Raw genomic sequence first — 25,850 nt, 5'->3', positions numbered from 1 at the left:
TTTCCATTGCTCAGATCCCCGCCATTACCCTTTTCATGCGCAATACGCATAGTGCGCAGTATTAGTATTAAAGCTTGGCCAGCATCTCGCGCGTGACCAGTACAACACCGCCTTCAGAACGATAAAAACGCTTGCTGTCTTCTTCCGCGTTTTCGCCGATCACCATCCCTTCAGGGATATGGCATGCCCGATCGATAATGCAGCGCCGTAAACGACAAGAGCGGCCCACATTGACGTCAGGCAGCAATACGGTCGAATCGATGGTACAGAATGAATTTATCCGCACCCGTGGAAATAACACCGAGTGCACCACCACGGATCCGGAAACAATACATCCACCGGAAACCAGTGAGTTCATGGTCATTCCATGGCTTCCTGATCGATCCTGAACAAATTTTGCCGGTGGTAGCGGCTCCATATGGGTTCGAATCGGCCAGGCACGATCGTACATGTCAAGTTCTGGCGTCACTGACGCAAGATCAAGGTTGGCTCGCCAGTAGGCATCCAGCGTACCGACATCGCGCCAGTAAGGTGTGCGCTTGGCATCTGACGTCACACAAGAAATCGTGAACGGGTGTGCCCAGGCTTTGCCTTGCTCCGTAATTTTCGGAATCAAATCCTTGCCGAAGTCATGGGTAGATTCGGCGATAGACATATCTTCTTCGAGAAGTTTGAAAAGATAGTCCGCATTAAAAATGTAGATCCCCATGCTCGCTAACGCCATATCAGGATGGCCCGGCATGGCTGGCGGATTTTCTGGCTTCTCTAAAAACTTGAGAACCTGATGCTCATCGGACACTTCCATGACACCGAATTCACTCGCTTCGCTGAGTGGTACCGGCAGGCACGCGACCGTGCACTCCCCGCCCTTCTCAACGTGATCGAGCAGCATGCGCGAGTAATCCATTTTGTATATATGATCACCAGCCAATATCACAACATATTTGGCACCGTAGCGCCGGATAATATCGAGGTTCTGATAGACCGCATCTGCGGTCCCTTTGTACCAATGTTCAGTACTTAAACGCTGTTGCGCAGGTAACAGATCGACAAACTCGTTCATTTCTTCATTCAGGAACGACCAGCCGCGCTGAATGTGCTGCACTAACGTATGTGAATGATATTGCGTAATTACACCAATCCGGCGAATACCCGAATTCATGCAGTTGGATAAGGCAAAATCGATGATGCGAAACTTACCGCCAAAATGCACAGCCGGTTTTGCCCGTGTTGATGTCAGATCTTTCAGGCGTGAACCCCTGCCACCAGCCAAAATGAGCGCGACGGAATCAGTGGGCAACTGCCTGGCTAACATCAGGGTATCTCTATTCTCATAACTCACCATGAACGACTCCTTTATTCTTGTGCGAACACGCAAATTGAATGCGCTGGTGCACGCCAGAGCGCGTGCTCTAGCTGGTTTTCTTCCTGATTAAATGGAGGGACAGCAACCCATACACCTTGAGGTATTGCCATATCACATTCACTGTCTGCCGCATTAATCATGACCAACCAACGACTGGAGAGCAGGATTTGTAGTTGCTGCTGCGGTCCTCTCTCCCAACGCTGCGGATTCATTTGACGCCCCTGGGCATTCAGCCAACGCACATCGTCTTTTCCTTCCTGCCACCAATCGTCTTGCTGCAAAGCAGGGATCTGCTGACGCAGCCGGATCAAACCAGCGGTAAATTCAGTAAGGGATCGATCGGCGTTTTGCCAATTGAGCCAGGTTATTTCATTGTCCTGACAGTACGCATTGTTGTTGCCCTGCTGACTGTGGCCCTGTTCGTCCCCGGCCAGCAGCATTGGCGTCCCTTGCGATAACAGCAACGTAGCGAGCAGCGAGCGCTGCACATTATGACGACGTGCAATTACCGCCTCTTCTGCCTCTAATCCTTCTGTTCCATGGTTAAAACTATAGTTATTTCCGTGGCCATCACGGTTATTTTCTCCATTAGCCTGATTATGTTTATAGTTGAAACTGAGTAAATCGAGAAGAGTAAAGCCATCGTGCGCCGTCATCATATTGATGCTGGCATACGGCTTGCGCTGCCCGCGCTGATAAACGTCGCTTGATGCGGCAAAACGACTGGCAAATTGTCCCAATGGCATCCGCCCGTTGAGCCAGAAACGACGCATATCATCACGATAGCGATCGTTCCACTCGGCAAAGTGCCCAGGATAATTTCCCAACTGATAACCACCCAGGCCAATATCCCAGGGTTCAGCGATCATTTTGCAACGTGACAGCAGGTCATCCTGTTGCATGGCAATAAACAGCGGCGCGTCTTGCCGAAAAGTGGGAGTACGTCCCAACACCGTTGCCAAGTCAAAGCGGAAACCGTCCACATGACATTCCGCGACCCAAAAACGCATACAATCAATGACCCATTGCACTACAGCGTCATCAACCAGCCGGATAGCATTGCCGCAGCCGGTCACATTGTCGTAATCACCGCTTTGATGCAGCCAGTAGTAGCTGCGATTATCCAAACCACGCAGCGAAAGAGTCGGACCTTCGAGATCCAACTCTGCTGTGTGGTTGAACACCACATCCAGAATGACTTCAATACCGGCCTCATGCAGCGCTTTGACCGCCTGACGGAATTCATTCAGCGCCGAGACGCCATCCTTTCTTGAGGCATAACGCGGATCGACCGCAAAAGGTGCCAGCGGGTTATAGCCCCAGTAATTGCTTAACCCCAGCCGCAATAGGCGTGCCTCATCGGCAAACCACTGCACAGGCTGCAATTCGATCGCAGTAATCCCAAGCGCCATCAGGTACTTAATCATCACCGGATGGGCGAGTGCCGCATAAGTGCCGCGGATCTCCTGGGGAATATCCGGATGCAGCCGCGTCAGCCCCCGGACATGCGCCTCATAGATCACCGTTTTCGCCCACGGCGTACCCGGCGGCGTGTCGTTCCCCCAGTCAAACTCCTCGTGGCTCACCACACACTTTGGGGCAACGCTGGCGCTATCCTGCTCATCAGGATGGTTAATGCCGTCATATAAAAAGGGATGATCGGTAACGCGCCCCTCTAATTCACGGGCGTAAGGATCGACCAGCAATTTATGCGGGTTAAAACGCAACCCGCGAATTGGCTCAAACGGGCCCGATGCGCGAAAACCATAGCGCTGCCCTGGCTTTCCGCCGGGCAGATAGCCATGCCAGAAATCACCACTGCGGCTGGGCAATACCAGCCGCTCTTCTTTTCCGTGCTTATCAAATAAACAGAGTTCAATTTGTTCCGCGTTTGCTGAAAAGACACTGAAATTGATTCCCTTACCATCAAACAAAGCCCCCGCTGGTGAAGGAGAACCTTTTTCGAGTTGACTCATTACCCCTCCTTGATGAGATAAATCGTTGCCAATGGGGGGATGGTCAGTAACAGTGAATGTTCACGTTGGTGACTGCCAATCGCATCGCTGAAAAGCTCACCCTGATTACCCAGATTGCTACCGCGGTAGAAATGGGAGTCGGTATTGAGAATTTCGCGATAACGCCCCGGCTGATTGATTCCTATACGATAACCATAACGTGGAACCGGGGTGAAATTGCTGACGGCAATCAATTCTCGGCCAGACTTATCGCGACGAAGGAAGGCATAAATAGAATTTTCATGGTCGTTGACGACCAACCATTCAAAACCCTGTCGCTCAAAGTCCAATTCGTAAAGAGGTGCCTGCTGCTGATAACAGTGATTGAGATCGCGAACCAGATTTTGCACGCCGCTATGCCAGCCGTCGTGACCTTCCAGTAAATGCCAGTCCAGACTGGTATCGAAATTCCACTCACGTCCCTGGGCAAATTCACAGCCCATGAACATCAGCTTTTTACCAGGATGGGCCCACATGAAGCCGTAATAGGCACGGAGGTTGGCAAATTGTTGCCAGGCATCACCAGGCATGCGATCGAGAAGCGACCCTTTGCCGTGCACAACCTCATCATGCGACAGAGGCAGGACAAAGTTTTCGGTATAGTTGTAAAGCATACCGAACGTGAGCAGATCGTGGTGGTGTTTGCGGTGAACCGGATCATTTTTGAGGTAATTGAGCGTGTCGTGCATCCAGCCCAGGTTCCATTTGTAATGGAATCCCAGACCATTTGAATCCGGGGGCAATGTCACGCCGGGATAATCCGTTGACTCTTCTGCTAACGTCACCGCGCCAGGCAACTCTTTGCCAAGCGTCTGGTTGGTGTATCGCAGAAACGCAATGGCCTCAAGATTTTCCCTGCCGCCGTAGTAATTGGGTACCCACTCACCTTCAGCGCGGCTGTAATCGCGGTAAATCATGGACGCAACGGCATCAACGCGCAGGGCATCAATGCCATAGCGCTCAATCCAGTAAAACGCATTGCCTGCCAGATAGTTCCTGACTTCATGGCGACCATAATTGTAGATCAGCGTATTCCAGTCCTGATGATAGCCTTCACGCGGGTCGGCATATTCATACAGTGCGGTGCCATCAAATTGCGCCAACCCGTGATTATCACTCGGGAAATGGCCCGGCACCCAGTCGAGAATGACGTTAATCCCGGCCTCATGCGCACTGTCTACGAACGCCTTGAACTCGTCTGGCGAACCGAAACGACGCGTTGGCGCATACATGCCCAACGGTTGATATCCCCAACTGCCGTCAAAAGGGTGCTCATTTATCGGCATCAACTCGATATGGGTAAAACCCATATATTTAACGTAATCGATGAGTTGTTTTGCCAGCTCACCATAACTGAGCCAGAAATTATTGTCGGTATGACGTCGCCAGGAACCCAGATGAACTTCATAAATCGAGATCGGGCGATCAAAATCATTGCTGCGTTGGCGTTCAGCCGTTGTGACCACCTTTTCTGGCAGCGGGCTGACCAACGATGCGGTTTCAGGGCGCATTTGTGCTTCGAAAGCGTAAGGATCGGCTTTCAGGACAATATTGCCGTTACTGTCGATGATTTCATATTTGTAAGTCTGCCCACGTTGGACAGCGGGGAGGAAAAGCTCCCAAATACCACTCTCTTTACGAAAACGCATTGGATGGCGGCGACCATCCCAAAAGTTAAACTCGCCAACTACCGAAACGCGCATGGCGTTTGGTGCCCACACCATGAAACTCACACCGTCGACGTTATCCAGCGAGGACAAATGCGCGCCCAGTCGCTCATACGGGCGAAGGTGGGTGCCTTCTGACAGCAACCAGATATCCAGTTCCTGTAGCAATGGGCCAAAGCGGTAAGGGTCATCCAGTCTGTAGGTTTCATCGTTCCAGATAACTTCCAGTTGATAACGGAAAGTTTTCTTGCGTCGTGGCATAACGCCAACAAAAAAGCCCCGCTCATCACGGCGGGCGAGTTCTGCCACTTTTTTCCCACTTTGGGTATCAATTACCCAAACCTGGCTGGCGTCGGGCAACAATGCACGAACTTCCAGGCCAGCCGCGACCTGATGCATGCCGAGAACTGAAAAAGGATCGGCATAGTGGCCGGAAAATATTTGATTTATCACATGTTGATCGGGAAGTACTGACATGGCATTTCGTCCTATGACTAATGGTATGATTAAATTTAACTACTTCATTTAATTACCAAATAAAGGCTCCATTCCCATATTGCTATCCTTCGCCCCTTAAAAGCGTGACTAAGGAGCAGTATTGCGAATTTCTCTTGTGCGCTTCCTCCCATTCCACTCTTTTTCTGTTTTACTTGCGCGGCCAATTGCAGTGCATGACACCGCTCTACCACGTTTAAGCATAGACAAAGGTTGTTAAGAAAATCGGGGAAAAGACAGGGAATTTTTCTCACTCCGAAAAACAGAAAGAAGCCCTATCGTCTTTTCAGAATAACGCTGTTTTTTTTGCCAAACGAGTCCGAAACAGGACACCGTTTTGGCGGTCTGCTGACAAGAAATGAAGAAACAGAAAAGGACGCGGGGCGACAAGCGCCCCGCGACGAATTAGAGCACTATGCGCAACATGCGGCGCAAAGGTTCAGCCGCTCCCCAGAGAAGCTGGTCTCCGACGGTAAAGGCTGAAAGATACTCCGGCCCCATGTTAAGTTTACGCAAGCGGCCCACTGGTGTATTCAGCGTGCCGGTAACCGCAGCAGGCGTCAGTTCACGCATGGAAAGTTCGCGGTCGTTAGGGATGACGCGAACCCAATCATTATGCGTCGCCAGAAGCTGTTCGATTTCGCCCAGCGGCACATCTTTTTTCAGTTTCAGGGTGAATGCCTGACTGTGGCAACGCAGTGCACCAATGCGCACACACAAGCCATCAACAGGGATCACGCTCGAAGTATTCAGGATTTTGTTGGTTTCAGCCTGGCCTTTCCACTCTTCACGGCTCTGACCGTTGTCGAGTTGTTTGTCGATCCATGGAATCAGGCTACCCGCCAGCGGAACACCAAAGTTATCCATTGGCAGTGTGCCACTGCGGGTCAATGCCGTCACTTTGCGCTCAATGTCGAGAATGGCAGAGGCAGGATCCTGCAGTTCTTTCGCCACGTCGTTGTGCAGCATACCCATCTGGCTCAGAAGCTCACGCATATGGCGCGCGCCACCGCCCGATGCGGCCTGGTAAGTGGCAACCGACGCCCACTCAATCAGATCGTGGGCAAACAGACCGCCCAGCGACATCAACATCAGGCTGACCGTACAGTTACCGCCAACAAAGGTCTTGATCCCCTGATCCAGCCCCTGGCTGATGACCGCCTGGTTAACCGGGTCGAGGATGATAATAGCGTCGTCTTTCATCCGCAGAGAAGATGCTGCGTCAATCCAGTAGCCTTGCCAGCCGATTTCACGCAGCTTAGGATAGATTTCGTTGGTATAATCGCCGCCCTGACAGGTGATAATCACGTCCAGCGCACTGAGTGCATCCACATCGAAGGCATCCTGCAACGTGCCTTGCTGCCCCGTAAAGGCTGGAGCGGGCTGACCGTGCTGTGAGGTAGAGAAGAACACCGGGCGGATGGCATCAAAATCGCGCTCTTCGATCATGCGTTGCATGAGAACAGAGCCGACCATACCGCGCCAACCGACGAAACCTACATTTTTCATAAATACTGTCCTGCCATGGAAGGTGGTTGCTGCATTGAACCGAAGCCTGCGCCATAAGCGTCAGACATAAAAAAACATTATCAACAACCTTACAAAATGTGTACGAAGTGGCAAGTGAAATTATTCGATAGTGAGGGATTTGTTAGCAGCCCCGCTTATAACAAGGCGTTACCGGACGCATTTCCGGACTTTTTCAGGATTGGGTAGACAATGACAGAGATGATTTCGGTTACGGTGCTGCTGTTTTTGATTATGGATCCGCTGGGCAACCTGCCGATTTTCATGTCGGTGCTGAAGCATCTTGAGCCAAAAAGACGCCGGGTTGTGGTGATCCGTGAGATGTTGATTGCCCTGCTGCTGATGCTGATTTTTCTGTTTGCGGGTGAAAAGATTCTGGCATTCCTTAACCTGCGAACGGAAACCGTCTCTATTTCCGGTGGGATTATTCTGTTTTTGATCGCTATAAAAATGATTTTCCCCTCGCATGAAAGCAACGCCAGCGGATTGCCTGCTGGCGAGGAGCCGTTTCTGGTGCCGCTGGCGATCCCGCTGGTCGCCGGGCCGTCAATTCTTGCGGCCCTGATGCTGCTTTCACACCAATACCCGCACCAGATTTCTCATCTGGTTGTGGCGCTACTGATTGCCTGGGGATTGTCGATGGTGATCCTGATCTTGTCCGACGTTTTTCTGCGCCTATTGGGCGACAAAGGGGTCAGCGCACTGGAACGCCTGATGGGTCTGATTCTGGTTATGCTCTCAACCCAGATGTTCCTTGACGGCATCCGCGCCTACCTGAAAATTTAGTCTCTCACTGGCGATCTTGATGAGGTCATTGCGCGCAGCGTCGCGGCGTTACAGGAATGGCCTCGCCAGCAGCCAGCCTCTTCGCCTGAGGCGTGTCAGATACTGCCACCGGGAGACAAGGTGAAGCCGACATCGACCATCTGGGGTGTCACGCTTTCACCACGTAATCTTGCCAGCAAACGTTCGGCGGCAATCTGCCCCATTTTTTCGCGGGGTGTGAGTACGCTGGCGAGTTTAGGCTCCATAGCCTGCCCGATGTCGTGACCATGAAAACCCGCCACAGCGATATCCTGCGGAATGCGTAATCCCTGCCGTTGGCATTCAAACACTGCGCCCACCGCCAAATCGTCGTTGGTACAGAAAACGCTGTCGATCTGCGGATATTCCACCAGCGCCTGCCGAAGCATTTCTGCCCCTGCGGAATAGGATGATGAACGCGGGGTCATAATGCTATGGGGCTGCAAACCCGCCTCTCGTATCGCCTGCTCATAGCCTTTCAGCTTGATCAGCGTCCGCTCATCGTGACGCGCCCCGAAATAGACAACATGCTTATGTCCGCGTGAAATTATTTGCTCGGTCATCCGCCGTGCGGCCTCGAAGTTATCGAAACCTACCGCCAAATCGACACACGGCGAAACGCTGTCCATCAGTTCCACGACCGGGATACCGGCGACTTCAATCATTTTCAGGGTACGCGGGGTGTGCTGACGTTCAGATAAAATCAGCCCGTCAATATTGTAAGAAAGCAGGGAGGTTAACCGGAGCTCTTCGCGTTCAGGCTGGTAGCCGTAATGCGCCAGCATGGTTTGATAGCCACGCGCATCGGTAACGCTTTCAATCCCGCGCAAAACCTCGGCGAAGACCTGATTGGTCAATGAGGGAAGCAGAACACCAATCGCACTGCTCTTGGCATTGGAAAGGATATCGGGTGCGCGGTTGGGAATGTAGCCCAACTCGTCGAGAGCGATGGCAATTTTACCCTGTAGCGGGACTGAAACCTGGGCAGGATCGCGCAGATAACGGCTGATTGTCATCTTGGTGACACCGACGCGGTCGGCAACATCCTGTAGCACTGGCCTTTTTTTCTTCATTATCAACGGAGTGGGCTAAGGTTGAGGAAACGTAGTGTAGCATAACCGTCAGCGGTTAAACCTCGCTGAGATGGTTTTTTGCTATGACGGCGAACAGTGTTGATTACTGTTCGCCGTACTGTTTCCCTGCCACTATCAGACAGGAGGCAAATCAAACAACAGGATTTCACTCTCTTCATCGGCATGAATCGAAAGAGCCACTTCATCCCAGACCGCAAAGGCATCGCCGGTCAACGCTTTATAACCGTTGATGGAAACGTTGCCCCGGACAACCTGAACCCAGATGCGGCGTTCGGCTTCGATCGGGTAAACGGTTTGCTCTTCTTTCTTCAAGGCCCAGCGCGACAACGTCATATCCTGAAAGACTTTCAGTGAACCGTCGCGGGCATCCGGAGACAGAACAAGCTGACGGCCCTGCGGCGCATCAAACATCCGCTGCTCATAGCGTGGCGGTAAGCCATTGGTATCAGGAATGATCCAGATCTGATACAGATGCAGCGGGCGATCGCTGTTGCCATTGTACTCGGAGTGTTTGACCCCGGTACCGGCGCTCATAATCTGGAATTCACCGGCATGGATCTGTTCTTTGTTACCCATGCTGTCCTGGTGCTCAACCGTACCTTCCAGAACATAGGTCAGGATTTCCATATCTTTATGCGGATGGGTACCAAAGCCCTGTCCGGCATCGATCACGTCTTCATTAATCACTCTTAATGCAGAGAAACCCATAAAGTCTGCATCATAGTAGTTAGCGAAGGAGAAGGTGTGCCAGCTATCCAGCCAACCATGATTGGCATGACCACGATCTTGTGCCTTACGTAGATAAATCATATTCAACTCTCCTCAATGTTTTCTCTAGTTTAGCCCTAGCCTGAGAATATGAAAGCGTAAAAATCTAACCCCTCTATTCAAAAAATTAGAACGAGCCAGCAGCGATAACGCAGAGAATTTGAGCAGAGGATGGATGAATTTCAGGCAAAAAAATAGCCAGCACCCGAGCTGGCTAAATAAACACTGGAAGCAATGTGAGCAATGTCGTGCCTTCGCAAAGAGACATCAGCATGTCAGTGCTGTCTCCCCGGAACGCACGGCAATAATAATCATTATCATTCGTATTTGTAAAGTTCTTTTTGAATAATTTTTTATTGTTGACTCATACGTATAAACGGATAATTTTAAAGGTTATTCAACCGTAAAAAGCAGGGAGACATTGATGGGAGACATCACCATCCGCCACGTACAAGCCGAGGATTACCAGCAACTTCATCAGCTTTACGCTCATCAGGAAGTTTACAGCGACACCCTGCACCTACCCTTTACGTCCAGCGAACAGTGGGTAAAACGCAGTTCTGAGCAACCCGTCGGCTTCTATAATCTGGTGGCACTCACTGACGGGAAAATCGTCGGACAGTTAGGGCTGGAAGCCAATCAGCGTCCACGCCGACGCCACGTCGCGACGTTTGGACTAGGCGTGCATCCTGACTATCAGGGACAAGGTGTTGGCAGCCGTTTGATGGCAGCGATGATTGATATGTGCGACAACTGGCTGAATATTCAGAGAATTGAGCTAACGGTATTCAAGGACAATGCGGCAGCTATCGCACTGTATCGTAAATTCGGTTTTCAGCATGAAGGCACTAGCCCGCACTTTGCATTGCGTAACGGCGCATTTATCGATGCCTATCACATGGGCCGAATAAAGCTTATTGGCTCTGCTGGATAGCAGAGAAGCGTCGTCATTGGTCCAGCAGATTGGAGCCCGTCTTGAGGATATGACTACATCCTCAAAATATTTGGGGGTTCATCAGGAAACGTGGTGCAGTGAAATTTTCCATCCATCTGGTAGAATATCTGAATCACCGGGCAAGCCGGGGCTCCTTTCACAATTCGAAGAACCCTATAATGAATAATTCTACTCAGCTTTCTATGCTGCAAGATGAGATCCGCCGTCGTTATGACACGCTGAGCAAACGCTTGAAACAGGTAGCCCGCTATATCCTGGATAACAGCAATAATATTGCCTTCGATACGGTCGCCTCGATTGCCGCGCAAGCCAATGTTCCCCCTTCAACCTTAATCCGTTTTGCCAATGCCTTTGGTTTCAACGGGTTCAACGAGATGAAACAGATCTTCCGTCAACATCTGATGAAAGAGACCGTCAACTATACCGAACGCGCCCGCCTGTTTCGCCAGACCGCCACAAACGATAATGTCGTACCTGAAAAACCCGCTGAAATTCTCAACGTTTTCACCATGGTAAATTCTCAGGCGTTGCAGCAATTAGCCATGCAGACCAATCCTGAGCAGTTGGAAAAAGCCGTTGAGATGCTGAACAAAGCCGACAATATCTACGTTATTGGTTTGCGTCGTTCATTCAGCGTGGCCTCATACCTGACTTACGCGTTGCTGCACCTTGAACGCCGGGCGTTTTTAATTGATGGACTTGGCGGTATGTTCACGGAACAGTTGAGTATGGTGAAGCCAAATGACGTCGTGATCGCCATCAGCTACTCTCCGTATGCGCAGGAAGCGATTGACCTTGTCGCTTTGGGAGCCAAACAGGGCGCACAGCAAATTGCCATTACCGACAGCCAGGTAAGTCCGTTGGCCGCGTTCAGTGACGTCTGTTTTGTTGTCAGGGAAGCACAGGTTGATGGATTTCGTTCCCAGGTGGCCTCTATGTGTTTGGCACAAACGCTCGCGGTGTCCCTCGCACTCTACAATGCGAAGAATTAGCCACGCATGATCGGCTTCCCAGGTAAATTTCCATAATCTTACCGGGCCAGCCATCACATTCAGTTAATCAGGATTTCTGCGGCTCACCCTGCTGCTGGCGTATCATTCTCAGCGCCAGTAGCAGGCTCAGGAATACCGCGAACGCCGAGGCCAGATAAATGGCCGGTACACCCGCGCGGCTCATCAGTAGCCCGGCCAATGGCCCGGTGATACCCAGAGAAAGATCGAGGAATGCGGTATAAGTTGCCAGCGCACTGCCCTGATTTTGCTGCGGAAGCCGTTTGACCGCCTCTACGCCCAGCGCAGGGAAGACCAACGAGAATCCCGCGCCCGTCAATAATGCCCCCAGCAATGCCATCACCGGAGAGACAGCCAGCCAGACCATCAATAAGCCGATGATCTCCACGCAGAAGCAGACTACGGATACGCGCAGGCCGCCAAATTTGCTGATGCAATTGGGCAGTAACAGACGCGTCCCCACGAAAGCGCAACTGAAAATGGTCAGTGAAAATGCCGCGCCACCCCAGCCTTTATCCGCATAAAAGAGAGTAATGAATGTGGCAATCACCCCAAAGCCTGAAGACGCCAGCCCGAGGATTAGGCCGTGCGGCAACACTTTGCCGAGAACGGTCGAAAAAGGCAGAGGTTTCGCTGCCGACGACGCCACGCCCGGTTTGGGAATCGCCAGCATTATTGCCAGCGCAGCAATACACATGACGCTGAAGGAGAGTGTTTTCAAACCACCGAATTGATGTATCAGCACGCCCAGCGGAGCACCGATAGCCATCGCACCGTAAGTCACCACGCCACTCCACGAAATCACTTTCCCGATATGTCGTGAACCGACCAGACCAATCCCCCACAGCGTTGATCCCGTTCCGGCAAAACTCTGCCCGACGCCCAGCATCACCCGCCCGACGCACAGGAGTGTCAGGCTCAGTATCGGCACGGCGCTCTGCCAGGCGGCCAAAAGATAGAAAACACCACTCAACAGGCAGCCCGACAAACCAAAAAGGACAATACGTTTGGGCCCGACTCTATCGACATAACGCCCGGCATAGGGACGACTCAACAGCGTGGCAAAATACTGTAAGCTCACCACCAACCCGGCCCAGAAGGCGCTGTACCCTAGTTGATCATGAACGTACCCCGGTAAAACGGCCAACGGCAATCCAATAGTCAGATAGCTGGAAAAGTTGAAAATCATGATCGACAGGATACGCAAATTGACCTGGCCACTGGTCAGTAATGCGGAAGGGGTCGAGGCGGGCGGCATGTGCGTTGACATTCTCTTGGTCAATGAAATAAAGCTGCGCGAAGAGTATACACACTCTTCGCGCGCTCATCATCGGGCGTTTGCCAGAATTTCTGCCGACTGACGCTGACGGAAAAGCAGGCTATTTGAGATGTTTTTTAATTTCTGCTGCCGCCTGCGAGATCGCCTGTTTTATTGCCGGGATCCCACTGAGAGGATTCAGCAGGCCGTAGTCATGAATCAGTCCGTTATAGCGAACCGTGGTCACATGCACACCCGCTTCATTCAATTTCCTGCCATAGGCTTCGCCTTCATCACGCAATACATCGAACTCGGCGACCTGGATTAAAGCTGGTGGTAGCCCAGCCAGCTGTTCTGGTGCCGCTTGCAGGGGCGATGCATGAATCTCTTGTCGTTTGCTGGCATCTGGGGTGTAGGCATCCCAAAACCACTTCATCATGTTACGCGTCAGGAAAAACCCCTCGGCATAAGCATGATAGGATTCGGTATCAAAATTGGCGTCCGTCACCGGCCAGAAAAGTACCTGATAACGAATGGCTGGCGCGCCCTGTTCTTTCGCCATCAATGTCACCGCCGCAGCCATATTGCCACCCACGCTGTTGCCGACAACGGCCAGACGCTGACCCTCCACCTTGATTTCATAGCCATGTTCAGCGACCCAACGCGTGGCCGCGTAGGCTTCATTAATCGCGACAGGATAGTGTGATTCAGGTGACGGCGTGTAATTTACAAATACCGCTGCAGCACCACTCTCAACGACCAAATCCCTGACCAACCGCTGGTGCGTAGGGAAATCACCAAGGATCCAACCGCCGCCATGGAAAAACATAAACACTGGCAGCATGGAATTCACACCCGATGGCCGTACAATATTCAGCGTAATCTCATGCCCGCCCGACTGGATGACTTTTTCACTGACCTCAATGCCGGAGAGATCGACTTCAACTGATTTCTGCGCACCGACCAGAACCTGCCGGGCTTCTTCAGGGGTCAATTGCTCCATAGGTTTGCCATCACCGGCATTGAGTTCACTGAGAAATTTATCGACGTTACGCTCTGTAGCAGCTTGTTCAGGTTTGACTAAGGGGGTCATCATATACTCCTGATTTTTCGAGTCGGATATTAAGTATAGAAGTCATGCTCAAATCCTGCTCAACAGTAAAATATCAGGTGGTTTTATGTTGACCATTACGCAAGTCCAATGAAATACCAATGCATAAAAATTAAATAAGTAAAGATTTTCTTGTGCTAATTACTCATCCAATATTGGATGGCGCTGTTTTTATTTAAAGAATAATGTAACGATCTCTAGGACTTTTTCTTATAAAAATAAACAAACGAAAACATATCGTTAGCAGTAAAAGCAACTTTCAGGCCAGAAAGAATTATTATACTTTGAAATAGTTTTCTCTGAAAATTTTATATCGAACATGATAAATATCCCTCCACAGCATAAACAGCTCCATTTTCAACCAACAATCCATAATTAGATTAAAAAAAGCATGATTACGCAATCATATTATCGAAACGCTTAATTATAACTACATTGTCTGAACTAATTTGTACTACTTATTTTTACGGGGAAAAAGAGTTGATGTCAGGAAATTAAAACCACACATCAAGTGCTCATTTTACCAACGGGTTAGCAGAATAAAGAAAATGTCGATTCAACCATCTGAATATATTGAACATGAAAATACCCCATACACTTTCACCCACGCGAATAAAGGTCGGGCCGGTAAAGTGCATCTGCAATGGCAGTTGCCTGAATTGGAAGGTAATAAAAGATCGTCTGCACCCTATGCGCCACCTCGCACGCAGACAGAAATTCTGCTCGCCGGAATCTGGGCGGAAGTACTGGGATCTCGCCAGCCTATTGGTCGCAACGATGATTTCTTTATTTTGGGAGGACATCCACTGCGGGTGACTCAAGTACAAAAGATATTCCATGCGCGCAGCGGCAACCGTCGCCCACTGCATGAGTTTTTTTCTTTTCCGCGACTGCGTGATTTAGCGAAAATAATCGATTCGAGCAAAAATCATGTACCCGTGACCTCTTTTTTCAGTATCCGACACCGGGCACAATATGGTGAATGGATCCCCCTGACCAGCGAACAAAAACAAAAATGGTTGGACGATCAACATCGGCAGACACCTTTGCATGTCATTCCTGCCACATTCCATATTGAGGGTGAGCTGGATATTCCCCGACTGGAGCATGCCCTCCATCAGTTGATACTCAGGCATGACAGTTTGAGAACTTCGATTATTGAGCAGGAGGGAGAGGTATATCAGTATGTCCATGATGTTGCCTTTTCCCTGCCGTTAATAACACTCCGCAGTGGTTACGAATTACAACAAAGGCTCAAAAGGGAAGTCGAACAGACCTTTGACTTTTCTCGTGGGCCTTTGTGGCGTATCGCTCTTTTTAAGGTAATGAAAAGCAGTTGGTATTTATCGATAACGTTTCATTCGATCATCGCTGATGGGGGGTCGATAGAAAATTTCTACCGCGAGTTGGAGATTCTCTATCGAGACAGCCCGACAGTTAAAACGTCCTTACTCCCCACATTGCCACTCCAGTACGCCGATTACTGCTTATGGCAACATCGTCATGATTTCTCGGCTGATCTTGTTTTCTGGCAGCGCAGACTGGCAGGGGTTACGCCGCTAAATCTGCCAATAAAAGATCGTTTGCCAGTAAATCTTAATGTGACTAAAAGCGCAGGTACGGAGCGCCGGACGCTTAACCTTACGCCAGATCTCTATTCGCAGTTGGAACGTTTTGCCGCGCAACACCACACCGGGCTATTCACCCTTTTTTACAGTGGCTTTGCACTACTGTTGTCGCACTATTGTTCGCAAAAAGACATTGCCCTCAGCACCCTTTGGCCAAATCGCCCTTTCAGTGGCCTTTCTGGACTCATCGGCCATTTCGCCAACAGGCTGATCCTGCGCACCAGTGTGGATATGACACAGTCAGTCTCCGCCTTTTTACAACAAAACCACCAGCATTTGACAGCGACGTTTGAGCACGGTTTTGTCCCGGTGCAACGTGTTCTGGCGCAAACAGATCTGCCCTATTGCGATAACGGTCAGCATCCGCTCTGTTCTGTGGCTTTGGTTATGCAACAAAGTGATATCACGCAATTGAATCTGGCTGGTGCAAAAGTCACGTTTTGCCCGCTTCCTGAGATACCCGCAACCTTTGATTTACTCCTCAACATCACTTTGCAGCAAGGGAGATGCATGAAGATTGAAGCCTGTTATCGCCAGGATCTCTGGTCATGCGACATCATGAATGCATTACTGGGCGATTATGGTCGCATTCTTGCTGCGCTGAATTCTGCCGCGCTTTTGGCAGACGTCCCGTTAGCTAACTCCCCTGCCAGGAAATTCGTGCCGTGAATATGTTCAGTCAAAATGCCCGGCTGTGTACGCCGTCTCAAATGTTTGCTTCCTTCCAGCAACCACGTTGTGAACGAGATCAGTGGCTGAGCCAATGTGCCACTTTCCCTACTGCACCACAGCAACCGAGTGAGAATGTGTTACTGACCGGAGCCAATGGTTTTCTTGGCGTTCATCTGATCCAGCAGCTACAGAAAATGCAGCCTGAGACGACAATCTATTGTCTTGTGCATGCGAAAACGCCTGAAGAAGCACAAAGTAAACTGTATCTCGCATGCCAGGATCGCGGCATCTCATTGAACAAGCAGCGTACCGTTGTCTTGAACAGCGATCTGGAAGTCGCCCGTTTTGGATTATGTCCTGAACGTTGGCGGCAGTTAGCTGCCGTTGTCGACACAATCTATCACTGCGGGGCGCGGGCCAATCCTTTGCATAGTTACACGACGCTGCGTAACGCCAATGTCATCAGCACGCTGGAATTGCTGTCGCTGTGCCAACTTGGCCGGGCTAAGCGGTTTTTCTATATTTCATCGTTGTTTGCCGCAGCCCAGCAGAGCAATCATCTGTATGAGAAATCGGTGGCTGAAAGCCCACTGATTATGAACGGCTATGTCCAGTCCAAATGGGTGTGCGAGCGTCTGATCGAAGAAGCGTTTTCCCGCGGCCTTCGCGGCAGTATTTATCGCATGGGTGCCATGACGGGCAGCACGCGCTATGGCACTTTCAATGCGGGCAATCACACCCTCAATTTGATTAAAGGTTGTCTGCAATTAGGCGTCGCACCCGCGTGGGGTTTCCGCCAGCTTGACCTCAGTCCTGTCGATCTTCTGGCTAATTTGCTGATCCACAGCAGCATAAATAATCTGCACCCTGAGCAGTGCGTCAATCTGGGTTATTTAGCCTCGATCGGCTGGCGCAGCCTGTTCGAATTTCTGGTCAGCAGAGGGCATCGCGTTGATTTAATCAATCCTCGCATATGGGCAAGAAATCACGTGGCGTCAGTGAATCAGGACAATGCGTTGTATCCGTTCAAACCTTTTTACTGCGAGCCTGATGAGCCGCCCCACCTCGTCATCGAGCGGCAGTACGTCAAGCAGCGCGATATCAATCTCAACATACTTTCGCTATTGGATACCTATTATCGCTATTGGAGTGCGAAGGATTTCATGACTTTCTATGCACCGGACCCAATACCTCATTAGCCTGATAATCCCTCCAGCACCGTGGTGTTAAAACATGCCCTGTCGGATTGGTACAATACGACGATCTTGCCGGGGCGTAAGATCCCCCATTCTTGATAATGAAAAGCGATAATGGAACGGGAAAAACTGCAATGACCGATATTTTGAAAGCCGCTTTTATTTTTGTTGCTCCTCATGCAGTAGCTGAAACGCACAATGCCTGGGTAAAAACAGAGCAAGTACATGTTAAAATGATCGCAGTGAGCAATTATCTGCAGGCGGGTGATTTGCTCAGTGCGCTGTATGAGGAAGGCATTCGGGCGATCGAATTGTGTGCGGGGTTTGGTCATCTGGGTGTGGCGCATATGGTAGAGAAGGCGGCAGGAAAAATGCACGTCGGGGTCGTCCGCTTTGACCTTCATCCAGGGCTGGGAAATGTGAGCGGAGACAGCCTGTTTAAATAAAACGGAGAAGTGCGAGGTAATCATCAGCATGCAACGGCGCAGTGATCCCTGCGTGGGTCTGGCTAATTGGATAGCCCATTTTTGGTGCTGGCAAATGTCGGCGGGTACGGTAATGCCCGATCTCTTTCCCGGCACGGGGGGAGAACTCCTGTTCAATCTGGGTGATGCCCTGCAAGTTGCGACGATTCCCTTAAACGCTGAATCGGCAACTGATTACCTCTTCGTACCCAAGGGCGGGGCCATTCTGCTTCGCCCGCGCAAAGCCCGGCTAACATTCACCGCCAAGGGTAACGTTGATATCCTGTCAATTCGGCTCCGTTCGGCAACCTGTTTCCCCCTGCTGGGCATCGCATTGGATGAGTTGGATGACGTCCCCATTTCACTCGCCGATCTCGGTCTGCGTTTTCCTGTCCCAGCGTTGCTGGATTTGCCTTACGAAGCGCGCATCATGTGGCTCGAACACTGGCTGATGACACTGCTTGACCGCTGCTATTTGGCGAACCCGGCGGTGGTATGGGCCGTTAACCGACTCTATTACGGTGATGACCCCTCGATTATCCGTAATCAGTTGGGGCTGACAGAGCGGACGATGCAAAGAAGAATTCACCAATTTACCGGCGTCGATGCGCGCTATTTTTGCCGTACTGCCCGATTCCAAAGAACGCTGCGCCAGTTACTCACCGAGGGAAATGTACTTGATAGCGCAATGCATCACGGCTATTGTGACCAGTCCCATTTTATCAAGACATGCCGGCTATATAGCGGCCTCACTCCTACGGAGCTTTTAACACAACAGTATCGACGGCTTAACTATTACGCGCCTCCCGATCTCTTTCCATAGCCCGTCCGTATTTCTCTCTCTTTTTGTATCAATCATCGTCCGACGCATGTGATGGGTGGTAAACTCTGTCCCGTCGTCTTGCACAAAACAGTATCTTGAACAAAACCATACCTTGAACAAAACAGTACCTTGAACAAAACAGTATCTTGAACAAACAATGTCATTGAGAAAGCCAGTTATGAAACGGACAGTCAAAGCACCCGAAGTCAGACGCGCCGAAATACTCGACGTCGCCGGAACGCTGTTTGAAAACAAAGGTTTTTCGTCAACGTCAGTTGACGAGATTGTCCGTACGGCGGGCGTCGCCAAAGGGACGTTTTACTATTACTTCAAATCGAAAGAAGACGTGCTTGATGCACTGGTGCAAGAAGTCAGCAGTAAAATGGCCGAACAGTCGCAGGCGATTGCTGACGATCCTGAGAGGGGTGCCATCGAGAAAATTTGTGCCATTGTCGGGGCGCAAAAAGGGGTCGGAGAGGATGAGCGGAACATTGTCGATGAAATGCATCGACCCGAAAACCGTGAATTGCACGATCGCCTTAACATCGAAACTGTCCGCGTTTTTGGCGCTATTCTCGCGACCGTGATTGAACAGGGAAACAAAGAGGGTGTGTTTCAGGTTGACGATCCCCTCAGCACCATTCAATTCATTCTGGCGGGCTCTCAATTGCTGTTCGGGTACGGGGTTTTCAACTGGACGCCCGAAGAAGAAACCGCCCGTAAAGTGGCGATGCTGACGCTGATTGAACGCGCCTTCGCTGCGCCTCCCGGATCATTCGCTGCTCTGACGAGCGAAAAACTGATTTAGCATTCTGCTTTCTCACGCGACATAAACTTTTGGGCTGAATCACCCTGCCGTTCTTCCTCGCCTGAAAAATGGCCAGGCTGCCTGCTGCCATTACATCTACCCCCCTTGCCATTCCCTCGTTATCACGCGGTAATTATCTGCAATCAGCCTATTGACTGACCGTCAGTCAATAGGCTACTATGCGTTCATCTTCTACACATTCAATGGGAATGAAGTGAATATGAAACGGAACGTAGAAATACCGCAAGTCAGGCGTATTGTGATAATGAACTCAGCTAAGCGGCTGTTTAATAAAAATTATTCTGAGACATCTGTAGATGAAATATCCCGCTGCGCGGGTGTGGGCAATGACGTTTTCTATCATTATTTCGCCTCCAAACAGGCCGTACTGGAAGCACTGGTACAAGAATTCATCGCCAATATGGCGGAGTACTCGCGCTCAATTGCCGAGACGCCCGGAATTGGTGCAATTGAGAAAATTTGTATCATCGTGAGCGGCCAACAAACTATTCAGGCGGGTGAATACGCGATTCTCGAAGCCATGCATCGACCCGAAAATCGCGCACTGAATGACGGCAGTAATATTCAGACCGTGAAAATCTTTGGCCAAATTCTGGCATCGGTTATTGAGCAGGGGAATCAGGAAGGTATTTTCCAGGTTGACGATCCGCTGGGCGTTGCCCAATTCATTCTGGCCGGTTCACAGCTATTGCTGGGACAAGATGGATTCCACTGGACACCTCAAGAACGGATGGCGTTGAACCGAATGATGTTAACGCTGATTGAACGGGCTTTTGGTGCCAATCCCGGCTCTTTTGCACCGGTGCTGGGTAAAAGTCTGGCGATGAATTTAGCGTCGTAAGTTTTCAAGGAAAGATCACTCCAACAAGGTTAGGAATATCATGGAAAGAAAATGTGTTATTGCGTTACCCCTTATTTTTTTGATGGTGGGCTGTGCAACCAAACAATATCCGCAGACCCCGATGATCAGTACCGAAGAAGCCAGATTGCTTGATTGCAAACAGATACAACAAGAAATCGTCAAAACGAAAAGCATTGAGATGGAAATAGAACGAACCGGGGATTTCGACGGCAAGACGGTACTTGGTGTTTTGGGCGATTTGGGTATTGGCAATGGTATCGCCAAAGGTGACGCCAGAAAAAAAGTGGCTGCGCGACTGACCCAACTTGACGCCCTCAAGACGGCCAAGCAGTGCCCGGTATTCTAGTTGACACATTGGTAAGTAACGAAAATCATTGCCGCACAAGTAATTCATTGTGCGGCAGGCACTTTAAATAGCTCACATCGCGCTAGTAACTTAACGATGATAGTTACTTCATGATTATACTGACGGCACGATGTGAGCCGCGAAACCTGACTGCTCCGGCGCGACATCCGAGCGCAGTGTAAGTGCCGGAATGTCATACTCACCCGCGTTTTGCGGACGGAAAGGGATCGGTGGTGTCGTCCAAAGATCGTCAAGCCGTTGACCAAGGGCATCACACACTTTTGCAAACCCTGCACTATCAATTTTGTTGGTACGATAAATCGTAAACGGCGGTAAAACGTCAAAACCGGGATAGTACAGAATTCCATGATGGATGGGGAACAACAAATCCTCTATTGGGCCATTGATACCCCGCGGGCTGTAATGGGATTCCCAGCCTCCCGCAGTGACAATCAGCATCGCCCTCTTCCCTGCAAAACTGCCTTCGCCATAGCGATCTCCCCAGCGAACGTCGGAATGCTCCCCAACACCGTAGGCCAGACCATAGGCATAAACACGTTCCACCCAGCCTTTCATGATCGCGGGCATCGAAAACCACCAGAACGGGAACTGAAAAAGTACCGCGTCCGCCCACATCAGTTTGTCCTGTTCACGCTTAATGTCTTCACTCTGCGTTCCCATTTGGAACGCATGTTTCGACTCCAGAGAGGGATCGAAACGCGTTTCAGTCTGCCGATCCGTGCTGTCATCTGCATCGAGCGCAGCTTTCCACTTCATGGCATACAGGTCAGAAACCTGAACAACGTGCCCGGCATCTTCCAGGTGTTTAACCAGAAAGTGCTTTAGCGATCCGTTCAACGATTGGATTTCAGGATGGGCATAGACGAGAAGAATATTCATAGTGGCTTTCTCAATATCGGGTTTAGGAATAGCAGGGTAGGATGTTGTGAGGTATGTTGAAAATGAATAACTCATATACAAGGTATTAAGATGAATAATCTCCGAAAGCTGGATCTCAACCTGCTGGTGACATTGGATGTGCTTCTTTCAGAGCATAATGTGACCCGGGCAGCGCAACGCCTGAACTTCTCCCAGCCTTCAGTCAGCGTTCATCTCGCCAAGCTTCGGCAGATTTTTGGTGACCCGTTGCTGCTGCCCGGACCGCGGGGGATGTTGCCTACTGCGAGAGCCGAAGAATTGCGCGAGCCTCTGCGCCAGGCGCTGGATGCGCTTGAACGCGCAGTGTCTCCCGCCGATCCCTTTGATCCCGCCACCGCGACGAATACGTGGCGTGTTGCTGCAACCGATTATGGCGAATCCGCAGTTTTGCTGCCTGCGTTAGCCGGTTTACGCACGGCAGCGCCGGGAACCCGCATGGCCGTCATTGGCACTGCACCCGTGCATATCGCCAAACACGCAGAGCAGGGTGAGATTGACCTTGCGCTGCACAATAGCGATTGGGCACCACCCGGGTTGCACCGACGGATACTTTTTTCCGAGAAGTATGTGCTGGTTGGCCGTGTTGGCCATCCGCGTTTGAAACAGCGGCCAACGCTTGCGCAATTCTGTCGCTTCGACCATGTGATTGTGTCGCCGGCTGGCGGTGGATTCAGCGGTATTACCGACGAAAAACTCTCGCAGGCAGGTCTTTCGCGCCGTGTCGTGCTTTCGGTTCCCCACTTTCTATTCATGATCTCGGTGTTGGCAAGCACGGATCTCGTCGCGATGGTGCCTTCACGTCTGGTTCGCGATATCCCTTCCTTGCAGGTTGTTGAACCGCCAGTTGATGTTCCAGGCTTCGAACTCGCCATGCTTTGGCACGAACGCTCACATCGCGATCCGGCACATCAATGGCTTCGCCGCTATTTCACCGAGTCGGTGTAAGCCATTATCACGGTTTTGGGAATGGGTATGTTGTGCTTCAGGCTGCCTGGTTATTTGAATGAGAGCTTTTTTCTGCTCCATCCATTACACCGTCAAACTGATGTGCAATGACTGTCAGGCTGAAAGAAACCTTATTTCTCAGTTCAGTGCGGGAGCTACGGAGATAAAGAGAAGATTAAATGAAGAGGGGCACGATCTGACGTTTAATTAACCCCGGCACATAGCACCGGGGTTCGTATTACAAACAGGCGTTAGATGTTTACGCCATGCTGGGAAGCCAGAGCTGACAACCCACCGATGAAACCCTGACCCACGGCTTTGAATTTCCATTCAGCACCGTTGCGATACAGTTCACCGAAGATCATCGCCGTCTCGGTGGACGCGTCTTCAGACAGGTCGAAACGAGCGATTTCTGCACCAGTGTCATTGTTGTACACGCGCATGAAACTGTTGCTCACCATACCAAAGTTCTGTTTGCGGCCTTCGGCATCGTAAATGGTGACAGCAAAAACCAATTTCTTCACGTCGGCCGGGACTTTGGACAGGTCGATTTTAACCTTCTCATCGTCACCATCGCCTTCACCAGTACGGTTATCACCCTGGTGCTCAACGGAACCACATGGGCTCTGTTTGTTATTGAAGAAAATGAAGTTGGCGTCGGAAAGCACTTTGCCATCCTCACCTACCATAAATACGGAAGCGTCCAGATCGAATCCCTGACCGTCTGTAACACGCGCATCCCAACCCAGGCCGACCATGGCAATATTCATGGTTGGTGCTTCTTTAGTGAGGGATACGTTACCGCCTTTAACGAGAGAAACTGCCATTTTAAAGCTCCTGCTTACGATTGGATTGAGAGGCAGTCAGTGACTGCCTTTGTTAAACGAAAATGACGTTGCTATCAGGAAGCGTTGATGCCGTATTCAGCACATACGGACGCCAGACCACCCGCATAACCCTGACCCACGGCACGGAATTTCCACTCCGTGTTGTGACGATACAGTTCACCAAACAGCATGGCTGTTTCTGTGGAGGCGTCTTCCGTCAGATCATAACGCGCAACTTCAGTCTGGTTGTCGTCGTTTGCCAGACGAATAAAGGCACCTGATACCTGACCGAAGCTCTGGCGACGGGTCTGGGCATCATGAATGGTGACTACGAAGACAATTTTGTCAACATCAGAGGGGATGAGATCCAGTTTGATTTTCAGGGATTCATCATCACCGTCGCCTTCGCCGGTACGGTTATCACCGGTATGGGTGACTGAGCCATCACTGGATTTCAGATTGTTATAGAAAATGAAGTCCGTATCGTTACGTACTTTGCCATTTGCAGCCAACAGGAAAGCCGATGCATCCAGGTCAAAATCCTGACCGTCAGTAGAACGGGCATCCCAGCCTAACCCCACCAGAACATTTTTCATGGTCGGGGCTGCTTTGCTCAAAGAAACATTACCGCCTTTAGAAAGAGAAACACTCATTTTGTAACCTCTTAAGTTGATGTTTTCGTATTCAGATTCAAGAACGAGAGATTAGTTCTCCTTTTTTTCTTCAGGAGTCGACTTTCCCGGGAACATCACACTCACGATAATACCTACCGCCAGTACGCCAAGGACAACAAACAAGCTCGCGGTGGCTGAAATGTTGTAGCCATGGTGCCAAATATGGTCAGTCGCGTTCAGACCCAGCTTCGCCGCGATAAAGAACAGCAACACAATAACGGCTTTTTCAAGATGCACCAGGTACTGTTTCAGTGCCTCAAGAACGAAGTAGAGGGTACGCAAACCAAGAATAGCGAACATCATTGCACTGTAGACAATCAGCGGTTCACGGCTGACGGCGATGATGGCCGGTACTGAGTCAAAAGCAAACATGACATCAGAAAGCTCAACCACAGCCACACAGAGCATCAGCGGCGTTGCATACAATGCCACCTTGGTGCCACGCCCAACGGTGACGTCCTTGTTTTCCGGTTTCGCCAGTTCTTCGTTAACTTCTTTCTGGGTCAGCAGGAAGTCATGACCTCTCAGTTTTGGCCAAATAGGGAAGAAACGTTTTACCAGACGGTATGCCAAATGCTGCGAATAGTCTTCAATTTCATCATCGTCACCCCCGCTTCTCAGCATCATGACCGCAGTCCAGGCAACAACCAGTGCAAAGATGATCTCGACATAGGGCCCGAGGCTCAGGAGCCCGGTCCCGATCGCAACAAAGATACCGCGGAAGACGATTGCCCCCACAATCCCCCAGTACAGAACGCGGTGACGATAACGATCTGGTACGGCAAACCAGGAGAAAATAGCCATCATCACAAACAGGTTATCTACCGACAGCACTTTTTCCAAGGCATAACCGGTAACAAACAGACTGGCGACTTCCGCTCCGTGATGAATGTAGAGGAAACCAGCAAATGCCATCGCGATAGCAACCCAGAATACGGACCAGAGTGCCGCACTTTTCAGCGAGATAGGCTTGTCATGACGATGCATGAACAAGTCGATAAAGATGGCGCCGACAGACAGAGCAATGAAAACAATGACTGTTTCCGTCGGAAAACCGATATGCGTTGATACCATAAATAACCCTTAGATGAAGCTTAAATCAGAGGCCAAATTCAGCCGGGTCAAAACCCAGCGCGATTGCGATCTCGCGTACAGCCTGTTTTTCATTCTGGTCGAAATCACCGTCGCTTTTCGCGACCGCAATCCCTACACGAATGGCCAGTTGTGCGGCTTCAGGCTGATCTTTCAGCGCGAGAATATGTTGCATTGTTTCCCCTTTACCGATTTCAATATCGAAATCAAAGCTGGAAATCAATTTGTTGAAGAATTCGATCACTTCAGTGGTATCGAAAACTTTTAATTCATCAGATGCGCGGAGAAAACCGATCATCTTCTGTTTTTCTTCAGCGCTGACACCGTCGCTGGCTATGGCAATGCGGGCACAGACAGCCACCGTACCTTGCATGAACTTCTTGTTTTTGAAGCGGCTCACTTGTTTGGTCAGTTCTGTGCGGCTGGCATTCACTGCCCCTTTCATCTTGTCAAAAAAGCTCATTCTGCAATCCTCGTTACCTG

The 25,850-nt window shown here is 50.5% G+C and carries 24 protein-coding genes; 11 read left to right on the top strand and 13 right to left on the bottom strand.

Annotated elements, in window-relative coordinates; all coding sequences use genetic code 11:
- Window positions 1–67 precede the first annotated feature (67 nt).
- The 4 genes from glgC to asd form a co-directional block, all read right to left on the bottom strand.
- A complete protein-coding gene (gene glgC, locus DRI82_RS08090; RefSeq protein WP_114192996.1) occupies window positions 68–1,345 on the bottom strand; it encodes a glucose-1-phosphate adenylyltransferase in 1,278 nt (425 codons plus the stop codon).
- Between the two features lie 11 nt (window positions 1,346–1,356).
- Window positions 1,357–3,342, bottom strand: coding sequence for a glycogen debranching protein GlgX (gene glgX / locus DRI82_RS08085; protein ID WP_114192995.1), 1,986 nt, complete (start codon window positions 3,340–3,342; stop codon window positions 1,357–1,359).
- Window positions 3,342–5,525, bottom strand: a complete 2,184-nt coding sequence (gene glgB / locus DRI82_RS08080; RefSeq protein WP_114192994.1) for a 1,4-alpha-glucan branching enzyme — start codon at window positions 5,523–5,525, stop codon at window positions 3,342–3,344. Before glgB ends, glgX begins: the two co-directional genes overlap by 1 nt.
- 423 nt (window positions 5,526–5,948) lie before the next feature.
- Window positions 5,949–7,052, bottom strand: coding sequence for an aspartate-semialdehyde dehydrogenase (gene asd / locus DRI82_RS08075; RefSeq protein ID WP_114192993.1), 1,104 nt, complete (start codon window positions 7,050–7,052; stop codon window positions 5,949–5,951).
- A 210-nt stretch (window positions 7,053–7,262) separates the two neighbouring features.
- On the opposite strand from asd, the gene DRI82_RS08070 reads away from it, so the two are divergent.
- A complete protein-coding gene (locus tag DRI82_RS08070; protein WP_114192992.1) occupies window positions 7,263–7,856 on the top strand; it encodes a YhgN family NAAT transporter in 594 nt (197 codons plus the stop codon).
- A 95-nt stretch (window positions 7,857–7,951) separates the two neighbouring features.
- On the opposite strand, the gene gntR is transcribed toward DRI82_RS08070, so the two are convergent.
- Both gntR and DRI82_RS08060 read right to left on the bottom strand, forming a co-directional pair.
- Window positions 7,952–8,947 (bottom strand): gluconate operon transcriptional repressor GntR, encoded by a 996-nt coding sequence (gntR, locus tag DRI82_RS08065; RefSeq protein WP_114192991.1) that lies wholly within the window; start codon window positions 8,945–8,947, stop codon window positions 7,952–7,954.
- 135 nt (window positions 8,948–9,082) lie between these two features.
- Complete coding sequence (locus DRI82_RS08060; protein ID WP_114192990.1) at window positions 9,083–9,778, bottom strand: pirin family protein; 696 nt, start codon at window positions 9,776–9,778, stop codon at window positions 9,083–9,085.
- 382 nt (window positions 9,779–10,160) lie between these two features.
- Between DRI82_RS08060 and DRI82_RS08055 the strand changes: the two genes are divergently transcribed.
- Window positions 10,161–10,670 (top strand): GNAT family N-acetyltransferase, encoded by a 510-nt coding sequence (locus tag DRI82_RS08055; RefSeq protein WP_114192989.1) that lies wholly within the window; start codon window positions 10,161–10,163, stop codon window positions 10,668–10,670.
- A gap of 179 nt (window positions 10,671–10,849) precedes the next feature.
- Entirely contained in the window at window positions 10,850–11,683 is an 834-nt protein-coding gene (locus DRI82_RS08050; protein WP_114192988.1) for a MurR/RpiR family transcriptional regulator, read from the top strand.
- A 67-nt stretch (window positions 11,684–11,750) separates the two neighbouring features.
- Here the strand turns inward: DRI82_RS08050 and DRI82_RS08045 are convergent, their stop codons facing one another.
- Complete coding sequence (locus DRI82_RS08045; protein WP_411705125.1) at window positions 11,751–12,959, bottom strand: MFS transporter; 1,209 nt, start codon at window positions 12,957–12,959, stop codon at window positions 11,751–11,753.
- Between the two features lie 121 nt (window positions 12,960–13,080).
- Window positions 13,081–14,055, bottom strand: a complete 975-nt coding sequence (locus tag DRI82_RS08040) for an alpha/beta hydrolase (RefSeq protein WP_114192986.1) — start codon at window positions 14,053–14,055, stop codon at window positions 13,081–13,083.
- Between the two features lie 563 nt (window positions 14,056–14,618).
- Between DRI82_RS08040 and DRI82_RS08035 the strand changes: the two genes are divergently transcribed.
- From DRI82_RS08035 to DRI82_RS08005, 7 genes are all read left to right on the top strand, one after another.
- Window positions 14,619–16,367 (top strand): condensation domain-containing protein, encoded by a 1,749-nt coding sequence (locus DRI82_RS08035; protein WP_114192985.1) that lies wholly within the window; start codon window positions 14,619–14,621, stop codon window positions 16,365–16,367.
- Window positions 16,368–16,369: 2 nt separating this feature from the next.
- Window positions 16,370–17,569 carry an SDR family oxidoreductase gene (locus tag DRI82_RS08030; protein WP_114192984.1) on the top strand — a complete coding sequence of 400 codons (1,200 nt, stop codon included), beginning with the start codon at window positions 16,370–16,372 and terminating at the stop codon, window positions 17,567–17,569.
- Window positions 17,570–17,700: 131 nt separating this feature from the next.
- Window positions 17,701–18,012 carry a DUF6506 family protein gene (locus DRI82_RS08025; RefSeq protein WP_114193092.1) on the top strand — a complete coding sequence of 104 codons (312 nt, stop codon included), beginning with the start codon at window positions 17,701–17,703 and terminating at the stop codon, window positions 18,010–18,012.
- A gap of 28 nt (window positions 18,013–18,040) precedes the next feature.
- Window positions 18,041–18,853 (top strand): helix-turn-helix domain-containing protein, encoded by an 813-nt coding sequence (locus tag DRI82_RS08020; protein ID WP_114192983.1) that lies wholly within the window; start codon window positions 18,041–18,043, stop codon window positions 18,851–18,853.
- Between the two features lie 178 nt (window positions 18,854–19,031).
- Complete coding sequence (locus tag DRI82_RS08015; RefSeq protein WP_114192982.1) at window positions 19,032–19,661, top strand: TetR/AcrR family transcriptional regulator; 630 nt, start codon at window positions 19,032–19,034, stop codon at window positions 19,659–19,661.
- A gap of 265 nt (window positions 19,662–19,926) precedes the next feature.
- On the top strand, window positions 19,927–20,523 hold the full coding sequence (locus tag DRI82_RS08010) for a TetR/AcrR family transcriptional regulator (RefSeq protein ID WP_157968029.1): 597 nt from the start codon (window positions 19,927–19,929) through the stop codon (window positions 20,521–20,523).
- A gap of 40 nt (window positions 20,524–20,563) precedes the next feature.
- Window positions 20,564–20,890, top strand: coding sequence for a hypothetical protein (locus DRI82_RS08005; protein ID WP_114192980.1), 327 nt, complete (start codon window positions 20,564–20,566; stop codon window positions 20,888–20,890).
- Window positions 20,891–21,004: 114 nt separating this feature from the next.
- On the opposite strand, the gene DRI82_RS08000 is transcribed toward DRI82_RS08005, so the two are convergent.
- Entirely contained in the window at window positions 21,005–21,790 is a 786-nt protein-coding gene (locus DRI82_RS08000) for an NAD(P)H-dependent oxidoreductase (RefSeq protein ID WP_114192979.1), read from the bottom strand.
- Window positions 21,791–21,880: 90 nt separating this feature from the next.
- Here DRI82_RS08000 and DRI82_RS07995 point away from each other — a divergent pair, with 90 nt between their 5' ends.
- Window positions 21,881–22,774, top strand: a complete 894-nt coding sequence (locus tag DRI82_RS07995) for a LysR family transcriptional regulator (RefSeq protein WP_114192978.1) — start codon at window positions 21,881–21,883, stop codon at window positions 22,772–22,774.
- A 251-nt stretch (window positions 22,775–23,025) separates the two neighbouring features.
- On the opposite strand, the gene DRI82_RS07990 is transcribed toward DRI82_RS07995, so the two are convergent.
- From DRI82_RS07990 to DRI82_RS07975, 4 genes are all read right to left on the bottom strand, one after another.
- Window positions 23,026–23,601: a TerD family protein gene (locus DRI82_RS07990; RefSeq protein ID WP_114192977.1), complete on the bottom strand. Its 576-nt coding sequence runs from the start codon at window positions 23,599–23,601 to the stop codon at window positions 23,026–23,028.
- Between the two features lie 74 nt (window positions 23,602–23,675).
- The gene (terD, locus tag DRI82_RS07985; RefSeq protein WP_114192976.1) at window positions 23,676–24,254 is read right to left on the bottom strand and encodes a tellurium resistance membrane protein TerD; all 579 of its coding nucleotides are present in this window, start codon (window positions 24,252–24,254) and stop codon (window positions 23,676–23,678) included.
- A gap of 51 nt (window positions 24,255–24,305) precedes the next feature.
- Window positions 24,306–25,349, bottom strand: coding sequence for a TerC/Alx family metal homeostasis membrane protein (locus DRI82_RS07980; RefSeq protein WP_114192975.1), 1,044 nt, complete (start codon window positions 25,347–25,349; stop codon window positions 24,306–24,308).
- 25 nt (window positions 25,350–25,374) lie between these two features.
- A complete protein-coding gene (locus DRI82_RS07975) occupies window positions 25,375–25,830 on the bottom strand; it encodes a tellurite resistance TerB family protein (protein ID WP_114192974.1) in 456 nt (151 codons plus the stop codon).
- Window positions 25,831–25,850: the final 20 nt, after the last annotated feature.

The organism is Edaphovirga cremea (genome assembly GCF_003332275.1).
Taxonomy (GTDB): Bacteria; Pseudomonadota; Gammaproteobacteria; order Enterobacterales; family Enterobacteriaceae; genus Edaphovirga; species Edaphovirga cremea.
The sequence above is the reverse complement of the archived record's forward strand: the minus strand, read 5'-3'. Positions and strand labels throughout refer to the sequence as shown.

Excerpts from the sequence above, each read along its gene's own strand:
- DRI82_RS07990 (WP_114192977.1), bottom strand. The coding sequence starts at position 23,601 with ATGGCAGTTTCTCTCGTTAAAGGCGGTAACGTATCCCTCACTAAAGAA.
- DRI82_RS08005 (WP_114192980.1), top strand. The coding sequence starts at position 20,564 with ATGGAAAGAAAATGTGTTATTGCGTTACCCCTTATTTTTTTGATGGTG.
- DRI82_RS08070 (WP_114192992.1), top strand. The coding sequence starts at position 7,263 with ATGACAGAGATGATTTCGGTTACGGTGCTGCTGTTTTTGATTATGGAT.
- DRI82_RS08055 (WP_114192989.1), top strand. The coding sequence starts at position 10,161 with ATGGGAGACATCACCATCCGCCACGTACAAGCCGAGGATTACCAGCAA.
- DRI82_RS07975 (WP_114192974.1), bottom strand. The coding sequence starts at position 25,830 with ATGAGCTTTTTTGACAAGATGAAAGGGGCAGTGAATGCCAGCCGCACA.
- glgC (WP_114192996.1), bottom strand. The coding sequence starts at position 1,345 with ATGGTGAGTTATGAGAATAGAGATACCCTGATGTTAGCCAGGCAGTTG.
- DRI82_RS08000 (WP_114192979.1), bottom strand. The coding sequence starts at position 21,790 with ATGAATATTCTTCTCGTCTATGCCCATCCTGAAATCCAATCGTTGAAC.
- DRI82_RS08025 (WP_114193092.1), top strand. The coding sequence starts at position 17,701 with ATGACCGATATTTTGAAAGCCGCTTTTATTTTTGTTGCTCCTCATGCA.
- asd (WP_114192993.1), bottom strand. The coding sequence starts at position 7,052 with ATGAAAAATGTAGGTTTCGTCGGTTGGCGCGGTATGGTCGGCTCTGTT.
- DRI82_RS08020 (WP_114192983.1), top strand. The coding sequence starts at position 18,041 with ATGCAACGGCGCAGTGATCCCTGCGTGGGTCTGGCTAATTGGATAGCC.
- DRI82_RS08010 (WP_157968029.1), top strand. The coding sequence starts at position 19,927 with ATGAACTCAGCTAAGCGGCTGTTTAATAAAAATTATTCTGAGACATCT.
- gntR (WP_114192991.1), bottom strand. The coding sequence starts at position 8,947 with ATGAAGAAAAAAAGGCCAGTGCTACAGGATGTTGCCGACCGCGTCGGT.
- glgX (WP_114192995.1), bottom strand. The coding sequence starts at position 3,342 with ATGAGTCAACTCGAAAAAGGTTCTCCTTCACCAGCGGGGGCTTTGTTT.
- DRI82_RS08050 (WP_114192988.1), top strand. The coding sequence starts at position 10,850 with ATGAATAATTCTACTCAGCTTTCTATGCTGCAAGATGAGATCCGCCGT.
- DRI82_RS08030 (WP_114192984.1), top strand. The coding sequence starts at position 16,370 with ATGTTCAGTCAAAATGCCCGGCTGTGTACGCCGTCTCAAATGTTTGCT.
- DRI82_RS08015 (WP_114192982.1), top strand. The coding sequence starts at position 19,032 with ATGAAACGGACAGTCAAAGCACCCGAAGTCAGACGCGCCGAAATACTC.
- DRI82_RS08035 (WP_114192985.1), top strand. The coding sequence starts at position 14,619 with ATGTCGATTCAACCATCTGAATATATTGAACATGAAAATACCCCATAC.
- glgB (WP_114192994.1), bottom strand. The coding sequence starts at position 5,525 with ATGTCAGTACTTCCCGATCAACATGTGATAAATCAAATATTTTCCGGC.
- DRI82_RS08060 (WP_114192990.1), bottom strand. The coding sequence starts at position 9,778 with ATGATTTATCTACGTAAGGCACAAGATCGTGGTCATGCCAATCATGGT.
- DRI82_RS07980 (WP_114192975.1), bottom strand. The coding sequence starts at position 25,349 with ATGGTATCAACGCATATCGGTTTTCCGACGGAAACAGTCATTGTTTTC.
- DRI82_RS08045 (WP_411705125.1), bottom strand. The coding sequence starts at position 12,959 with ATGCCGCCCGCCTCGACCCCTTCCGCATTACTGACCAGTGGCCAGGTC.
- terD (WP_114192976.1), bottom strand. The coding sequence starts at position 24,254 with ATGAGTGTTTCTCTTTCTAAAGGCGGTAATGTTTCTTTGAGCAAAGCA.
- DRI82_RS07995 (WP_114192978.1), top strand. The coding sequence starts at position 21,881 with ATGAATAATCTCCGAAAGCTGGATCTCAACCTGCTGGTGACATTGGAT.
- DRI82_RS08040 (WP_114192986.1), bottom strand. The coding sequence starts at position 14,055 with ATGATGACCCCCTTAGTCAAACCTGAACAAGCTGCTACAGAGCGTAAC.